The following is a 16,204-nucleotide window of genomic DNA, read 5'->3' on the forward strand; positions in this document are numbered from 1 at the left end:
CAGCTCAGGGCGTGAGGGCGGTGATGAGGCGGTCGATGCTGGCGCCGAGGCCCCATTCGCGTTGCAGGTCGCGCAGGCGGTCGATGTCCACAGCGGACGGCGGGAAGGTGTCCGGGCGGTCGAGGACCACCGGGGCGTCGCGGACGACGCGGACCACCGACGGGGCCGCCGCGAGGTAGTCGGCGGCGTCGGTGAGCTTGCCGCGCACCCGTGGCGTCAGGCGGGTGTCACCGCTCCCGGCCGCCACGAGCAGGGCCTCCAGCGAGCCGAACTGGGTGATCAGCTTCGCCGCCGTCTTCTCGCCGATGCCCGCCACCCCGGGCAGCCCGTCCGAGGGATCGCCGCGCAGCACCGCCATGTCCGCGTAGTCGTCCCCGGCCCGCTCCGGCGTCAGCGCGTACTTCTCGGCGAGCTCGGCCGGGCCGAAGTCCTGCGCCTTCGCCAACCCCGCCCCGATGTAGACCACCCGCACCGGCGTCGGGTCGGTGCGCACCAACTGGAACAGGTCCCGGTCGCCGGTGATCACCTCCACCGGGTCGCGGTCCTCGCGCGCCGCCAGCACGCCGATGACGTCGTCGGCCTCGTAGCCCTCGGCCTCCGCGGTGGCGACGCCCGCCGCGTCCAGCACCGCCATGATCACCGGGATCTGCGGCGACAGCGCATCGGGCACCTCCTCGGCGTCCGGGTCCGCAACGGCCACCCGGTGCGCCTTGTACGACGGCAGCGCGTCGACGCGGAACTGCGGGCGCCAGTCGTTGTCCAGACAGGCCACCAGCCGTCCCGGCCGCCGTTCGGTGATCAGCTTGGCCAGCATGTCGCAGAACCCGCGCACCGAGTTCACCGGCGTGCCGTCCGGGGCGGTCAGCGAGTCCGGCAGGGCGTAGAACGAGCGGAACCACAACCCGGCCGAATCGACGAGCATCAGAGGACCAGTCACGGTGCGCCAGCTTGTCACGTCCCCGCGACAGCCGCGTGTCCGGCTCCGGCGCATCGGAGTTCATCGTGGGCGTTCACCGGGTCACCGTGGGCGGCTCGGTGAGGAACGGGCGCACCTCGAGCCATTCGTGGATCGGCTTCCCGCCGGCTCCGGGCGCAGCGGAGAGCTCGCCGGCCAGCTCGATGGCGCGCTCGTAGCTGTCGACGTCGATCACCATCCAGCCAGCGATGAGGTCCTTGGTCTCGGCGAACGGGCCGGCGGTGACCGGCGGACGACCTTCGCCGTCGTACCGGACGAACGTGCCCTCGGGGGCGAGCGCCTGACCGTCGACGAACTCGCCGGTTTGTTGCAGTCGGGCCGCGAAGTCACGCATGTACTGCATGTGGGCGGAGATCTCCTCCGGCGTCCACTGGTCCATCGGCACGTCGTTGACCGGAGCCGGGGCCCCGCGGTAGTGCTTGAGCAGCAGGTACTTGGTCATCGTGGTTCTCCTCGGTGCTGTGCGACCCATTGTGGTCACGCTCACCCGCGAGGGCCGAGCCGATCACCGACCACCTCAGCCGCCCAGCACCGCGGCGGCCCGCTGCCGCGCTTGCGCCGGGCCAGGAGCGGACAGCGCCTGCTGCGCGGCCGCCTGCCAGTCGGCCAGCGGGTGTTCCGCCAGCGAGGCCCCGACCGCGGCCAGCGCGGCGGCCGTCATCGACAGGCTGGTGACACCCAGCCCCGCCAGCACACCCGCCAGCAGCGGGTCGGCCGCCGCTTCCCCGCACACCCCGACCGGCTTGCCGGACTCCCGCCCGGCCCGGCCGAGCCCGGCGACCAGGCGCAGCAGAGCGGGCTGCCACGGGTCGTTCAGGGTGGCCAGCGCGCCGATCATGCGGTCCGCCGCGGTGGTGTACTGGGCGAGGTCGTTGGTGCCGATGCTGACGAAGTCGACGGCTGCCAGGACCTGGTCGGCGCACAGCGCCGCGGCCGGGGTCTCCACCATCACGCCCACCCGCTCGACACCGGCCGCGCGGGCCCGCTCGGCGAACCAGGCCGCCTCGCCGGCGGTGGCCACCATCGGGGCCATCACCGACACCTGCGCACCGGTGTCGGACGCCGCCGCGACGATCGCCGCGAGCTGGCGGTCCAGCAACTCGGGCCGGTCGAAGGCGATCCGCAGCCCCCGCACCCCGAGCGCCGGGTTGGGCTCGCCGTCCACACCCAGGAACGGGATCGGCTTGTCCGCCCCGGCGTCCAGCGTCCGCACCACGACCGGTCTGCCCGCGAAGGGTCGCAGCACCGCCGCGTAGGCATCTCGCTGCGCCTCGACGTCCGGTTCGGTCGCGGCGTCCAGGAAGCAGAACTCGGTGCGGAACAGGCCCGCACCCTCCGCGCCCGCCTCGATCCCGGCTTGCGCGTCGGCGGCCGAGCCGATGTTGGCGAGCAGCCGCACCCGGTGCCCGTCGGCGGTCGCGCCGGTGCCGTCCCAGCGCGCGCGGGAGCGGTCCGCGGCCTGGGGCTCAACCGCGTGGTCGAGCAGTTCGACGACACCGGCCCCGCCGTCCACACGAGCACCGGCGGCCGCCGTGGCCAGGACACCGCGCGCCGCGACCACCGCCGGGATGCCCAGCGCCCGCGCGAGGATCGCGGTGTGACTCGTCGGGCCGCCCTCCTCGGTGACCAGCGCGAGCACCAGCGTCGGATCGAGGTCGGCGGTGTCGGCCGGAGCGAGATCACGCGCCACCAGCACGCTCGGCCGGGTCAGCTCCGGCACTCCCGGCGGGGTGGTGCCGGTGAGCTCGGCGACCAGCCGGTCCCGCACGTCGCGCACGTCCTGCGCGCGCTCGGCCAGGTAGCCGCCGGTGGCGGTGAGCAGCGCGGCGAACTCGTCGGCGGCCTCGAACACCGCGCGCGGCGCCGGGAGCCCGCGCTTGAGCACCGCCTTCTCCGCGTTGTCCAGCAGCGCCGGATCCGTGACCATCGCCGCGGTCATCTCCAGCACGGCCCGCGCCTGCCCGGTCGCGCCGGCGGCCCGGTCGCGGAGGCGCTGGGCCACCGCCTGGGCCGCGGGCCGGATGCGCGCCGCGTCAGCCTCGCGGTCCGCCGGGGCGGGTTCGGCCGCCGGTTCGGGCAACCGGTCGCGAACCCGCATGATCGGGCCCGCAGCCCGGCCGGGGCTGACACCGACGCCCTGCAACGTGCTGGCGGACATGACCACTCCTCGTCCCTCCGTGTTCTCCAAGCCTTGACAATATGGCAACACAGGGCACAATCAGGCAACACCAAACAGGAACCGGAGGACAACGGTCATGTACGGGGCGGAGCGCCAGCAACTGCTGGTGCAACGGGCACGACGCGACGGGCGCATCGACGTCACCGCCGCGGCGGCCGAGTTCGAGGTGGCACCCGAGACCATCCGGCGCGACCTGGCCGCGCTGGAACGCCAGGGCCTGGTCCGGCGCGTCTACGGCGGCGCCATCCCGGTCGAGCGGCTGGACTTCGAACCCGGCGTCTCGCTGCGCGACCAGACCAACGCCGCCGAGAAGGAGCGCATCGCCCGCGCCGCCCTCGACGCCGTGCCCAGCCGCGGCACCGTGCTGCTGGACGCGGGCACCACCACCGCACGGCTCGCCGGACTACTGCCCGCCGACCGCGAACTGACCGTGGTGACCAACTCCCTGCCGGTGGCCAACCAGCTGGCGCCCCGCAACAACTACAACCTGCACCTGCTCGGCGGCCGCATCCGCAGCACCACGCTCGCCTCGGTCGAGTCGTGGGCCCTGGACGTGCTGCGCACCCTGACGATCGACGTCGGCTTCTTCGGCACCAACGGCTTCTCCGCAGCGCGCGGCTGCACCACGCCCGACCCGGCGGAGTCCGCGGTCAAGGCCGCGATGATCGCCGCCTGCCGCAAGCGGGTGCTGCTGGCCGACCACAGCAAGTACGGCGACGACCAGTTCAGCCGCTTCGCCGAGCTCGCCGAGATCGACCTGGTGATCACCGATGACGGGCTGGACCAGGCGGCGCTGGACGAGCTGGCCGGTGTCGACGCGGAAGTGGTGCTGGCGTGATCGTGACCGTGACCCCCAACCCGAGCCTGGACCGCACGGTGCAGATCGACCGGCTCGTGCCCGGAGCCGTGCACCGCAGCATCCGGGTCCACCTCGACCCCGGCGGCAAGGGCGTCAACGTCGCTCGCGCGCTGGCCGCCGCCGACGTGCCGACGCTGGCCGTGCTGCCCACCGGTGGGGCCGAAGGAGCCCAGCTGGCCGAACTGCTCGCGCCCGAGGCGGTGCCCGTGGTGGAGGTACCGGTGCAGGCCCCGACCCGCACCAACGTCGCGGTGGTGGAAGCCGACGGCACCACGAGCAAGTTCAACGAACCCGGCCCGGAACTCACCCCGGACGAGGTCGCGGCACTGGAACGCACCGCCGCGGACCTCGCCGCCCGAGCGCACTGGCTGGTCACCTGCGGCAGCCTGCCCGCCGGATGCCCCGACGACCTGCACGCGCGCATCGTGCGCGCCGCCCGGCGCTCCGGCGCCCAGGTCGCCGTCGACGCCTCCGGCCCGGCCCTCGGTCTGGCCTGTGCGGCAGCCCCGGACCTGGTCAAACCCAACCTCGCCGAGCTCGCCGAACTGGCCGGCGGCCCGCTGCGCGACCTCGGCGACGTGCTGGACGTGGCGCACCGGCTGCGCGCCGACGGCGTGCGGACCGTGCTGGTCAGCCTCGGCCAGCTCGGTGCCGTGCTGGTGGCCGACACCGGCACCTGGCACGCCACGAGTGTCGCCACCCAGGTGCGCAGCACCGTCGGCGCGGGTGATGCAATGCTCGCCGGATTCCTGCGGGCGGGCGGCACCGGCCCCGCCGCCCTGCGCACCGCCGTCGCCTACGGAACGGCGGCGGTCGGACTGGCCGGTAGCCGGATGCCCGGACCCGACGACGTGCACCCGTCCCGGGTGCACGTGGATGCAGTGGACAAAACAGTGAGCCTCAGCGGAGTGGCGGCATGACGACCGAACTGATCACCCCGGACCTCGTCGACCTGGAACTGGTCGGCACCGATCGGCGCGCCGTGGTGCGGGGCCTGGCCGAACGGCTGGTGAAGGCCGGGCGGGTCACCGACCTCGAACGCTTCCTGGCCGACATCGAAGCGCGCGAACAGCAGATGCCGACCGGGCTGGAAGGCGGTATCGGCATCCCGCACTGCCGTTCCGCGGCGGTGACCGCGCCGTCGCTGGCCTTCGGCCGCAGCTCCGCCGGTGTCGACTTCGGCGCCGAGGACGGCCCCGCCCGGCTCATCTTCCTCATTGCCGCCCCGGAAGGCGGCGATGCCGACCACATGACCGTGCTCGCCGCGCTGGCCCGCCGGCTGGTGCGCGCCGAGTTCAAGCAGACCCTGCTGGACGCCACCGACCCCGCCCAGGTCGCCCAGTACGTGCGCGAGGAGGTCGCGCCATGAAGTACGTAGCCGTCACCGCGTGCCCCACCGGCATCGCCCACACCTACATGGCCGCCGAGGCCCTCGAGCAGGCGGCCAAGGCCGCCGGCGACGAGATCGCCGTCGAGACCCAGGGATCGGCCGGGTCCACCCCGCTGTCCGCCGCGGACGTGCAGGGCGCGGACGCGGTCATCCTGGCCGCTGACGTCGGGGTCCGCGACCGCGAGCGGTTCGCGGGCAAGCCCGTCGTGGAGGCTACTGTCAAGCAGGCCATCAACGACGCGCCCGGGCTGCTGGAACAGGCCAGGCAAGCGGCCCGCGCGAAGCCCGCCGACGCGACGTCGGCGCAACCGGAATCCACCGAACCCGCGCTGTCCAGCAAGGTCGTGTCGGGCGCCGGGTTCGGCACCCGGCTGCGGCAGTGGCTGATGACCGGCGTGAGCTACATGATCCCGTTCGTGTCCGCCGGTGGTCTGCTGATCGCGTTGAGCTTCGCGCTCGGCGGCTACCAGATCACCGACGCCCCGCCGGTGACCGAGCAGTTCGACCCCACCAGCCTGATCAGCTGGGCGGCGCTGGCCAACCAGATCGGCTCGGAGGCGTTCACGTTCCTGGTGCCGGTGCTGGCGGGGTTCATCGCCTTCGCGATCGCCGACCGGCCCGCCATCGCCCCCGGCTTCGTCGGCGGCGCCATCGCGGTCACCGTCGGCGCGGGCTTCCTCGGTGGGCTGGTCGCCGGTCTGCTGGCGGGTGCGGTGATCGCTGGGCTGAAGCAGATCAACGTGCCGCGCGGCATCGCCGGGATCATGCCGGTGGTGGTGTTGCCGCTGCTGGGATCGCTGGTCGTCGGTGTGCTGATGTTCGTCGTGATCGGCAAGCCGATCGCCCTGGCGATGTCGGCGCTCACCGACTGGCTCACCGGCCTGTCCGGGGCCAACGCGGCGCTGCTCGGCGCCCTGCTCGGCGCCATGATCGCCTTCGACATGGGCGGGCCGGTCAACAAGGTCGCCTACACCTTCGCCGTCGGCGGCCTGAGCATCGGCAACACGGCCTCGTTGCAGATCATGGCCGCGGTGATGGCCGCGGGCATGGTGCCGCCGCTGGGGCTGGCGCTGGCCTCGGTGGTGCGCGGCAAGCTGTTCACCCCCGCGGAGCGGGCCAGCGGGCGCACCGCCTGGCTCCTCGGCGCGTCGTTCATCACCGAGGGCGCGATCCCGTTCGCCGCGGGCGACCCGCTGCGGGTGATCCCGTCCATCGTCATCGGTTCGGCGACCACCGGGGCGCTGTCGATGACCTTCGGCGCCACGCTGCGCGCCCCGCACGGCGGGATCTTCGTCCTGCCGCTCGTGGGCAACCCGCTGATGTACCTGGTGGCGATCCTCGCCGGGGTCGCCGTCTCGACCGTGCTGGTGCTGTTCGCCAAGCAGCTCGGCCGCAACCGGGCCGAGCAGCCCGCGCCCGAGTCGGCCGCGGTCCCCGCCTGATCCGGAACCGAGAGGAAAGAACCCATGCAACGACGTGTGCGCATCGCAGCCTCGGTCGGCCTGCACGCCCGCCCGGCGGCGCTGCTGGCCAAGGCCGCTGCCGAGCAACCCGTCCCGGTCACGATTGCCAAGGTCGTCGACGGTGCGGCCGGTGACCCGGTCGACGCCTCCAGCATCCTGGGCCTGATGACGCTGAATGCGCAGCACGGTGACGAGGTGGAGCTCACCGCGGACAGCGAAGCGGTGCTGGACGAACTCGTCGCCCTGCTGGAACAGGACCTGGACGAGGTGCCCGCCTGACGATGCGTGGTCCGGGCCCAACGGCGGACCACGCGATTCCTGTTGACGGCCGGGACTTCCCGCGGGGAGTCCCGGCCGTCAACGCGTGCAGAGCATCCTTTCCGGCCTTCTGCGCCGTCGTGCAGTCGCCGCAGGTCACGCCGCCGTCACACAGCGGTTCCTGGAACCGCGGTCGTGGTGTTCGGCTGTGGCGGGAGTGGGACCGCGCGGGCGTCGCGGCCGCGCGCCGGGATTAGGCTGGGCGCCATGGCCACCGTCTCGATGAAGCAGGACCCGGCCGTGCTCGCGGCCCGCCTGACCCGGGCAGCCGCAACCGCCGCCGCGGCCGACCTCGACGCGCTGCTGATCTCGCCAGGTTCCGATCTGCGCTACCTGCTCGGCGCCGGTGGGGAGTCCCACGAGCGGCTAACCTGTCTCGTGCTGCCCGCGGCCGGTGCGGCGGCACCGCCCGCGCTGGTCGTGCCCAAGCTCGAAGAGCCCGGCTTCGCCGACCTGCCCCTGGCCGACCTGGGGGTCGAGGTGGTGACCTGGGTCGACGGCCAGGACCCGCACGCTCTCGTGGCCGACCTGCTGCGGCGCGGCGGGGCCGCGCCCGCCCGGCTCGCCGTCGCCGACGTCATGCCCGCCCTGCACACCATCCCGCTGCGCTCCGCACTGCCCGGAGCCGAGCAGGTGCTGGCCGCGCCCGTGCTGCGTGAACTGCGGATGCGCAAGGACGCCGCCGAGATCGAAGCTTTGCGCAAGGCCGGAGCCGCCATCGACCGGGTGCACGCCCGGATGGCGGAGTTCCTCAAGCCCGGCCGCACCGAAGCCGAAGTGGGTGCCGACATCAGCGCCGCGATCCGCGCCGAGGGCCACGTCGAAGCCGCGTTCGTCATCGTTGGCTCCGGGCCCAACGGCGCCAGCCCGCACCACGCCCTGTCGGACCGGGTGATCGAGCGCGGCGACGTCGTCGTGGTCGACATCGGCGGGCCGATCCCGGAGGGCTACAACTCCGACTGCACCCGCACCTACGCCGTCGGCGAGCCCGCCCAGTCCGACGTTCGCGACACCTACGCCGTGCTGCAGGCGGCGCAGCGGGCCGCGGTGCAGGCGGTGCGGCCGGGTGCCACGGCCGAGTCGATCGACGCCGCCGCGCGTGAACCGATCGCCGCCGCCGGGTTCGGCGAGTACTTCGTGCACCGCACCGGGCATGGCATCGGCCTCGACGTCCACGAGGAGCCCTACATCGTCGGCGGCAACCAGCTCGTCCTGGAGCCGGGCATGGCGTTCAGCGTCGAGCCCGGCATCTACCAGCCGGGCCGCTGGGGCGCGCGGATCGAGGACATCGTCGTGGTCACCGAGGACGGCGTGGAGAGCGTCAACAACCGCCCGCACGAGCTGGTGGTGCTGCCGGCGTGAGCGACAGATCCGGGACCCCCGGCCCCCTGGAAGCCACCGACCGGGCCATCCTGCGCGAACTCGCCCGCGACGGCCGGTGCAGCTTCACCGACCTCGCCGAACGCGTCGGGCTGAGCGTGTCCGCCGTGCACCAACGCGTCCGGCGGCTGGAGCAGCGCGGCGCCCTGCAGGGCTACGTGGCCAAAGTGGATGGTGAGCAGATCGGGTTGCCGCTGACCGCGTTCATCTCGCTCACGCCGATCGACCCGGCCGCCCCGGACGACTACCCGCAGCGGCTGGAGCACCTGCCGCAGATCGAGTCGTGCTACTCGGTGGCCGGGGACGAGTCCTACATCCTGCAGGTGCGGGTCGCCTCTCCGCTCGACCTGGAGGAACTGCTGCGGCAGATCCGCGAGGCGGCGAAGGTCTCCACCCGCACCACGGTGGTGCTGTCCACCCCGTTCGAGAACCGCCCTCCCGCCATCTGAACCCAGTTCCGCTGCCAGGCCCCGGCGTGCCGTGTGTGGCGATGCGTCACGTCGGGGCGGGTCGTGCTGACTCTGCCGCGCGGGCCGCCGTGCTCGGCGCGAAGCCGATTCGGCTAGGGATGCGCCTGCATGGCGGCGATGTGCTCCGGCACCGCCCGGAGGTTGCCGTGCTCGTCGGCCAGGCACACCGCCTTCGGCTCCTCCGTCGCCAGAAACTCGCCGAGGCAGCGGCCGAACTGCGCGTACCCCGCCGCGTTGGCGTGGAACGACTCCTGCATCGCGTGCGGGGCGCGGCGTTCGTCCTTCAGGCTCTGCCAGTCCACGGTGAGCCTGGTGAACCACTCGCCCTCGGTGGTTCGCGGGTTGCCCGTGCACGCCTCGTGGCCCACGCCTGCGCGGGACAAATCCAGAAACCGCGCGTCGACCTGTCGCGCCACGTCGCGCAGTCCCGCGGCCAACTGCGGGACACCGGTGTCGCGGATCCACTCCAGGTCCGTGGTGAGGAACGGGCACCCCGACAGGCCCTGCAACTCCGGGTGGATGGCCGGGCCGACCGGGGAGGCGTAGGACTGCACCACCAGCGAGTAGCTGCTCGGGGTGTAGCCCGCGCTGTCCATGGCCGCCCGGATGTCCTGCAGCGCGGCGAGCACCTTCGGCTTCATCCGCTCCACCCGCTGCGGCCACTCGGTGCGCAGCGGACCCGCGCACCCGTCCGGTGCCTGCCGCACCCATGCCTCCACGCACTGGTTGACCACGGCGGAGAACCCCGGGTCGTCGTTCGCGCCGATCTGCACGATGACGTCGGTGATGCGGTACTGCTGCGCGAGCTCGGCCAGCCGCTTCGACTGGGAGCCCTCGGCCGAGCCGGGAGGCGGATTGGCGCCGACCATCTCGGCCTGCGCCCCTGAGCAGGCGAGGTTGATGCGCGTCACCGTCGGCGGCAGGCGCAACTGGTTGATCGGTGCGGCGGGGGAGCGGTGGCACCAGTTGTCGTGCTCGCCGTTGGTGCCGGCCACGTAGTGGCCGCCCCCCTCTCCGGACAGTGTGCTGTCGCCGAGCGTCACCACAGCCTCCGGCAACTGCTTGGGCTGCAACGGCAGCCCGGGCAGGTACTGGTCGCTGATCAGCAACGCGAGCGCGAGCACGCTGCTGACCAGCAGGAGGATGAGTGATTTCGACCTGTGCGCCCGCATCGGAGGGAAGTCTATGGGGCGCGAGCGAGGGTGCGCGCAACGCCTCGGACGCGCACCGGGAGCATTTGCGGCATCCCGGACGTTGGACCGGGTGACTGCCATGGACTGGAGGTGTCCGCCCCGTGCCGATCCTCGTTGTGCTCCTCGTCGCCGGTGTGGTCGAGATCGCCGTGCTCATCGCCCTCGGGACGGTGATCGGGCTGCTGCCCACCCTCGGCCTGCTGGTGGCGGCAGCGGCGCTGGGCACCTGGCTACTGCGCCGGGAAGGCCGCCGCACGCTGCAGGAATTCCGCGACGCGGCACTCCAGCGGCGGGCCCCGGACCGCGAACTGTCCGACGGCGTGCTCATCGCCGCGGGCGGCCTGCTGATCATCCTGCCCGGCTTCGTCAGCGACATCTGCGGGCTGATCTGCCTGTTCCCGCCCACCCGCGCCCTGCTGCGCACGCGGATACTGCGCGCCGCGGAGCGGCGGTCCCAGCAGGTGCAGGACCAGATGTGGCTGCACGTCCAGCGGGCCCACCGCGACCGCGGGGCCACCGCCCCGGGCAGCGACGTCATCGACGGCGAGGTGGTTTCGGTCACCGAGGACGACGCCGCCGCGCCGCGCAGCGGGCCGGAACTGCTCCCGCCGCAGCGGTCTGCGCAGGCCGGATACCCCGACGAGCAGCCGCGTCGCTGATCGGGTTGCCGTTGCGCGGACCGTCCACCGACGGCGGGTAAGCTCGCCCGAACGATCGTGGTCGGGTTCGATCGTGGGACTGGGCCCCGTCGCGGAGCCGGGACCGAGCGCGGAATCGCGCCCCGATCCACCGGCCGACGTCGAACTGCGCAGTTGGAAACCCGGAACAGGGAAGCACGGAAGAGATGTCCGAGACCACGCTGTTGCTCGGCGGCCGGATCTATTCGCCCGCCGACGCCGGTGCCACCGCGATGGCCGTGACCGAGGGCACCATCGCGTGGGTCGGTGGCGACAAGGCCGGTCGTGCACTGCATCCCGACGCCGAGGTCATCGACCTCGAGGGCGCGTTCGTGGCGCCTGCCTTCGTCGACGCGCACGTGCACGCCACCGCCACAGGTCTGCTGCTCAACGGGCTGGACCTGACCGGTTGCGCGTCGTTGACGGAGTTCCTGCATGCGCTGCGCGACTACGTGGAGGAGTACCCCGGTGCGCTGGTGTGGGGGCACGGCTGGGACGAGACCTGGTGGCCCGAACGCCGCCCGCCGACCCGTGCCGAGATCGACCGCGCGGCCGGCGGCGCACCCGTGTACCTGTCCCGGATCGACGTGCATTCCGCCCTGGTGTCCACCGCGCTGGTCGACCGCGCACCGCTCGCCCGCGGGGCCGAGGGCTGGAGCGAGGACGGCCCGCTGACCAGGGTCGCGCACCACCACGCCCGCCGCGCCGCGCGCGAGGCGCTCGGGACCGCGCAGCGCCGCGAAGCGCAACTGGCCTTCCTCCGCCATGCCGCGTCCCGCGGTGTGGCCTGCGTCCACGAGTGCGCCGGACCGGACATCTCGGGTGCCGACGACCTGGCCGACCTGCTCGCGCTGTCCGCGCAGGGCGGGGTGCCCGAGGTCGTCGGCTACTGGGGCGAGCTCGGTGCGGTGGACAAGGCCCGCGAACTCGGCGCCCGCGGTCTCGCCGGCGATCTGTTCGTCGACGGCGCCGTCGGCTCCCGCACGGCGGCGCTGCGCGAGCCCTACGCCGACGCCCCGACAACCTCCGGCGCGCTCTACCTGGACGCGCACGCGATCGCCGAGCACCTCGTGGAGTGCACCCGCGCCGGTCTGCAGGCGGGCTTCCACGTCATCGGCGATGCCGGGGTGGCCGAGGTGTGCGACGGCTTCCGCAAGGCCGCCGAGATCGTCGGGGAACCGGCGCTGGCCGCCCTGCGGCACCGGCTGGAGCACCTGGAGATGGTGGACGAGCAGCAGGCCGCCGAACTGGCCCGGTTCGGCGTGGTGGCCTCCGTGCAACCGGCCTTTGACGCGTCCTGGGGCGGCCCCGGCGACATGTACGCGCGCCGCCTCGGCCGCGAGCGCGGCACCCGGCTCAACCCGTTCTCCCGGCTGGCCGCCAACGGGATGCTGCTGGCGTTCGGCTCGGACGCCCCGGTGACCCCGGTCGACCCGTGGCGCGCGGTCCAGGCGGCCGTGCACCACCGCACCGAGGGCTTCGGCATCTCGCCGCGCGCGGCGTTCACCGCGCACACCCGAGGCGGCTGGCGGGCCGCAGGGACCGACGACGGTGTCACGGGCACGCTCGTCCCCGGAGCGCCCGCCACCTACGCGGTGTGGGATGCCGGCGAACTGGTCGTCACCGCGCCCGACTCCCGCGTGCAGCGGTGGTCCACCGACCCGCGGGCGGGCGTGCCGGGGCTGCCCGACCTCTCGCCGGACGCGCCGCGGCCACGCTGCCTGCGCACGGTGCTGCGGGGGCGGACGTTGTATGCCCGCGATCCCGAGGACGACGACCTCGAGTGACGGCGCGACCGGCGTCCACCGTGGACTGACCCCGGCGGTCGTCGAGTGTGGACGCGGCGGGATGGTCTGTTCCCGCAACGTCTTCGGCAGTGTTCGCGGCAGTGTCGTCGGTGCTGTCGTTCGTGCGGAAGCGGAGTCGTTGGTGATCATGACTCCATGTTCCAGAGTCGAACACCGGTTCGCATCGCTCGATCAGGTCTGATCTGCGGCGCTGCCGGGAATGTCCGGAAGTCCCGGGGGTGCGGCCGGGCGGGCAGGCCCGCGTACACCCGGTCGGCGTACATTTGATGGGCGCGCGCCGGGGTAGCCTGCGCACCGCGCACCACGACAGAGCACGACAGAAACGGCATTGCACGATCTCGTCCTGGCCTGGCCGCCGGGACCGCGGCACCGAGAAGGTTGATCGGGTGGTTGTCCCCACGGCTCGTCCGCAACGGCGTGCCCAGCGCGGTGGCAGCGCGGCACGGATCCTCCCCACCGGTGCAGGGTGGTATCGCGCGTTCGCGGTCGTCGCGGCCGGGTTCGGCCTGTACGCCGGGTCGCCGCCGCGCGAGCTGTGGTGGCTGGCGCCGATCGCGTTCGCGGTGTTCGCCGCGGTGGTGCGCGGTCGGAGCGCCCGGGCCGGGTTCGGCTACGGTCTGCTGTTCGGGTTCGCGTACCTGCTGCCGCTGCTGGGCTGGTTGCAGGACTTCCTCGGGGCCGACTTCGGGCCCTGGCCGTGGCTGGGCGTGGCTGCGGTGGAGGCACTGTTCGTCGGCCTGGCCGGGGCCGGGATGGCCCGCGTCAGCCGGTTGCCGGGCGCACCGGTGTGGATGGCCGCGGTGTTCGTCACCGCCGAGATCGCCCGCTCCGCCGTCCCGTTCGGCGGGTTCCCGTGGGGCAGGCTGGCCTTCACCCAGGACACCGGCGCGTTGTTGTCGCTGGCATCGATCGGCGGCGCTGTCGCGGTGAGCTTCGCGGTGGCCCTCACGGGCGCGGGGCTCGCTGAACTCGCGCACCGCGCGCGCACCCCGCGCGGCTGGATCGCGCCGGCTGCGGCGGTGCTCGTGCCGGTGTTGGCCGGGCTGGTCGCGTGGCCGTTCGTCGGCACCGACGCCCAGGCGGGCACCGCCCGGGTCGCGATCGTGCAGGGCAACGCGCCGAACATCGGCCTCGGCCTGCTCTACGAGGACGATGTGCTGCACGACAACCACATCGCCGCCGCCGATCGGCTGGCCGACGACGTCGCCGCGGGTCGGGTGCCGCGCCCGGATTTCGTCGTGCTGCCCGAGCAGGTCGGCAGCTGGGGGCCCGACCGGGCCGACCCGGACCTGTCCGCCGTCGCGGCGCGGCTGGGCGTGCCGCTGGTTGTCGGCGGGCTGGGCCAGGACGCCGACGGCGAGCTGCACAACCTCGTACTGAAGTGGGACCCCGCCACCGGGGCCGGTGCGGAGTACGTCAAGCAGCACCTGGTGCCGTTCGCCGAGACCATCCCGATGCGGCCGATCGCCCGCCTGGTGAGCCCGTTCGTGGACCGCTTCCGGCAGGATATGGTGCCCGGCGACCAGCCCGGGGTGCTCGACGTCGGGGGCGTCCGGCTCGGCGTCGGGATCTGCTACGACGTGTCCTACGACGACGTGTTCACCGGCGCCACCCAGTGGGGCGCGACACTGCTCGCGGTGCCGACCAACAACGCCTGGTACGGCCACTCGGAGATGAGCTACCAGCAGCTGGCGATGTCGCGGCTGCGCGCGGTGGAGCACGGGCGCGCCGTGTTGGTCGCGGCGACCAGCGGCGTCAGCGCCGTGGTGCAGCCCGACGGCAGCGTAACCCGGCAGAGCGAATTGTTCACCGCGCAGACCCTGGTCGCGGAGGTGCCGCTGCGCACCGACCAGACGATCGCCACCAGGCTGGGCAGCGCTCCAACGTGGACAGTGGTGTTGTTGGGTGTCGGCGCGGTCGCCGCCTCCTGGTGGCGGCCCCGGCGAGCGGCCCACGCCTGACCCGATCGAGAACGAACGCACTGCCGGTCCGGCCCGGACCGGCTGGGAGGACACGAGGATGGCGAACCGGCAAGCCCCCGGTGGCGGTGCCGACCCGGGCTCGGTGCTGGTGGTGATCCCCACCTACAACGAGCGGGACAACCTGGAGCCGATCGTGCGGCGGCTGTTCCGCGCGCTGCCCACGGCGGAGGTGCTGGTCGTCGACGACGGCAGCCCGGACGGCACCGGGGAGGTGGCCGACCGGCTGGCCGCGGAGGACGAGCGGGTGCACGTGCTGCACCGCTCGGCGAAGGCGGGGCTGGGCGCGGCCTACGTGGCCGGTTTCGAGTGGGCGCTGGCCCGCGACTACCAGGCGGTCGTCGAGATGGACGCCGACGGCTCGCACTCCCCGGAGGACCTGCCGCGGCTGCTCAGCATGCTCGGTCCCGACGGGGCGGGGGCCGACGTCGTGCTGGGTTCGCGCTACGTGCCCGGCGGCCGGGTGGTGAACTGGCCCTGGTACCGCGAGGTGCTCTCGCGCGGCGCCAACATCTACTCCAAGGTCGCCCTCGGACTGTCCATCAACGACATCACGTCCGGGTTCCGGGTGTACCGGCACGAGGTGCTGCGGGCGCTCAGGCTGCACACCGTCGCCTCGCAGGGCTACTGCTTCCAGGTCGACCTGACCTGGCGTTCGCTGGAGGCCGGGTTCGTGGTCGTCGAGGTGCCGATCACCTTCGTCGAGCGGGAGCACGGCAGCTCGAAGATGAGTGGTGCGGTGGTCCGCGAGGCGCTGCTGCGGGTCACCAGGTGGGGGTTGCGCCGCCGCGGCAACCAGGCGCTGGAGCTGATCCGGAGGCGCTGACGCGGGCCCGGACACGGCAAAGCGCCCGGGGTGGGCCCAGGCGCTTCGGTGGTGGGTGCGGTCAGACCTGGCCGCGCCGCTCGCGCAGCAGCGCCAGCCGCTCGTTGAGCAGTTCCTCCAGCTCGGGGATGGTGCGCCGCTCCAGCAGCATGTCCCAGTGGGTGCGCGGCGGCTTGGCCTTCTTCTGCTCTGGCTCGCTGCCGTCGACGATCTTCGACTCGGTGCCGTGCAGGCGGCACTCCCAGGTCGGCGGAACCTCGGCGTCGTCGGAGAACGGCACTTCGAACTCGTGGCCCTTGGGGCAGGCGTAGCGCACCGTCCGGCGCGGTGCGAGGTCGTGGTTGCGGTCGGTCTCGTAGCTCACCGCTCCGAGCCGGCTGCCACGCAGAACGCGGTCGGCCATGACGGTTCCTTTCCCTTCGGCCCGGGGCCGAGCCCGGGCGGTTGTGCTCACCGAGTGCAACGACGGGGGACCCGGCGTCTGTTCCCGATGTGGTGCTACTGGTTGCCGTCGGTGACGTTGTTCACTCGTCAACGACGGCGTTCTCCCTAGAGATGCAGTCGGTCCGCGTTCGTGACGCGTTATCCCACTTGCAATCTATAGGTGCGTTCGAACGGGTGATAGTGCCAGATGTGGGGTCACTAAGGCCAAACGGGGTCCCGGGAAAACGGCAGGAGTGGGACAC

General features: G+C 73.0%; 16 protein-coding genes. 11 read left to right on the forward strand and 5 right to left on the reverse strand.

The features are described from left to right. Window positions 1-4: 4 nt before the first annotated feature. From IEY17_RS18140 to IEY17_RS18150, 3 genes are all read right to left on the reverse strand, one after another. A complete protein-coding gene (locus tag IEY17_RS18140) occupies window positions 5-922 on the reverse strand; it encodes a 5'-3' exonuclease (protein WP_188989407.1) in 918 nt (305 codons plus the stop codon). A gap of 88 nt (window positions 923-1,010) precedes the next feature. Further along, window positions 1,011-1,418 (reverse strand): YciI family protein, encoded by a 408-nt coding sequence (locus tag IEY17_RS18145; RefSeq protein ID WP_188989301.1) that lies wholly within the window; start codon window positions 1,416-1,418, stop codon window positions 1,011-1,013. Between the two features lie 75 nt (window positions 1,419-1,493). Next, window positions 1,494-3,134 (reverse strand): phosphoenolpyruvate--protein phosphotransferase, encoded by a 1,641-nt coding sequence (locus IEY17_RS18150; RefSeq protein WP_188989303.1) that lies wholly within the window; start codon window positions 3,132-3,134, stop codon window positions 1,494-1,496. A gap of 97 nt (window positions 3,135-3,231) precedes the next feature. On the opposite strand from IEY17_RS18150, the gene IEY17_RS18155 reads away from it, so the two are divergent. The 7 genes from IEY17_RS18155 to IEY17_RS18185 all read left to right on the forward strand — a co-directional run bounded on the left by IEY17_RS18155 (window position 3,232) and on the right by IEY17_RS18185 (window position 9,014). Continuing rightward, the gene (locus IEY17_RS18155; protein ID WP_188989305.1) at window positions 3,232-3,993 is read left to right on the forward strand and encodes a DeoR/GlpR family DNA-binding transcription regulator; all 762 of its coding nucleotides are present in this window, start codon (window positions 3,232-3,234) and stop codon (window positions 3,991-3,993) included. Further along, on the forward strand, window positions 3,990-4,934 hold the full coding sequence (pfkB, locus tag IEY17_RS18160; protein WP_188989307.1) for a 1-phosphofructokinase: 945 nt from the start codon (window positions 3,990-3,992) through the stop codon (window positions 4,932-4,934). The genes IEY17_RS18155 and pfkB overlap by 4 nt, the downstream gene beginning before the upstream one ends. Beyond that, a complete protein-coding gene (locus tag IEY17_RS18165) occupies window positions 4,931-5,383 on the forward strand; it encodes a PTS sugar transporter subunit IIA (protein WP_188989309.1) in 453 nt (150 codons plus the stop codon). The genes pfkB and IEY17_RS18165 overlap by 4 nt, the downstream gene beginning before the upstream one ends. Then, on the forward strand, window positions 5,380-6,846 hold the full coding sequence (locus tag IEY17_RS18170) for a PTS fructose transporter subunit IIC (RefSeq protein ID WP_188989311.1): 1,467 nt from the start codon (window positions 5,380-5,382) through the stop codon (window positions 6,844-6,846). The genes IEY17_RS18165 and IEY17_RS18170 overlap by 4 nt, the downstream gene beginning before the upstream one ends. A gap of 24 nt (window positions 6,847-6,870) precedes the next feature. Further along, on the forward strand, window positions 6,871-7,146 hold the full coding sequence (locus tag IEY17_RS18175) for an HPr family phosphocarrier protein (RefSeq protein WP_188989313.1): 276 nt from the start codon (window positions 6,871-6,873) through the stop codon (window positions 7,144-7,146). Window positions 7,147-7,392: 246 nt separating this feature from the next. Next, window positions 7,393-8,547 carry a M24 family metallopeptidase gene (locus IEY17_RS18180; protein WP_188989315.1) on the forward strand — a complete coding sequence of 385 codons (1,155 nt, stop codon included), beginning with the start codon at window positions 7,393-7,395 and terminating at the stop codon, window positions 8,545-8,547. A 26-nt stretch (window positions 8,548-8,573) separates the two neighbouring features. Beyond that, window positions 8,574-9,014, forward strand: coding sequence for an Lrp/AsnC family transcriptional regulator (locus IEY17_RS18185; RefSeq protein WP_188989409.1), 441 nt, complete (start codon window positions 8,574-8,576; stop codon window positions 9,012-9,014). Between the two features lie 113 nt (window positions 9,015-9,127). Here the strand turns inward: IEY17_RS18185 and IEY17_RS18190 are convergent, their stop codons facing one another. Further along, a complete protein-coding gene (locus IEY17_RS18190) occupies window positions 9,128-10,207 on the reverse strand; it encodes a GDSL-type esterase/lipase family protein (protein WP_188989317.1) in 1,080 nt (359 codons plus the stop codon). 122 nt (window positions 10,208-10,329) lie between these two features. Between IEY17_RS18190 and IEY17_RS18195 the strand changes: the two genes are divergently transcribed. The 4 genes from IEY17_RS18195 to IEY17_RS18210 all read left to right on the forward strand — a co-directional run bounded on the left by IEY17_RS18195 (window position 10,330) and on the right by IEY17_RS18210 (window position 15,518). Further along, window positions 10,330-10,887 carry an FxsA family protein gene (locus IEY17_RS18195; protein WP_188989319.1) on the forward strand — a complete coding sequence of 186 codons (558 nt, stop codon included), beginning with the start codon at window positions 10,330-10,332 and terminating at the stop codon, window positions 10,885-10,887. 185 nt (window positions 10,888-11,072) lie between these two features. Then, window positions 11,073-12,692, forward strand: a complete 1,620-nt coding sequence (locus IEY17_RS18200) for an amidohydrolase (RefSeq protein WP_188989321.1) — start codon at window positions 11,073-11,075, stop codon at window positions 12,690-12,692. Window positions 12,693-13,099: 407 nt separating this feature from the next. Then, a complete protein-coding gene (gene lnt, locus IEY17_RS18205) occupies window positions 13,100-14,674 on the forward strand; it encodes an apolipoprotein N-acyltransferase (RefSeq protein ID WP_229680277.1) in 1,575 nt (524 codons plus the stop codon). A 58-nt stretch (window positions 14,675-14,732) separates the two neighbouring features. Then, on the forward strand, window positions 14,733-15,518 hold the full coding sequence (locus tag IEY17_RS18210) for a polyprenol monophosphomannose synthase (RefSeq protein ID WP_188989323.1): 786 nt from the start codon (window positions 14,733-14,735) through the stop codon (window positions 15,516-15,518). A gap of 61 nt (window positions 15,519-15,579) precedes the next feature. Here the strand turns inward: IEY17_RS18210 and IEY17_RS18215 are convergent, their stop codons facing one another. Beyond that, entirely contained in the window at window positions 15,580-15,921 is a 342-nt protein-coding gene (locus IEY17_RS18215) for an RNA polymerase-binding protein RbpA (protein WP_188989325.1), read from the reverse strand. Window positions 15,922-16,204 lie beyond the last annotated feature (283 nt).

The organism is Saccharopolyspora thermophila, from assembly GCF_014646075.1.
Classification (GTDB): Bacteria; Actinomycetota; Actinomycetes; order Mycobacteriales; family Pseudonocardiaceae; genus Saccharopolyspora; species Saccharopolyspora thermophila.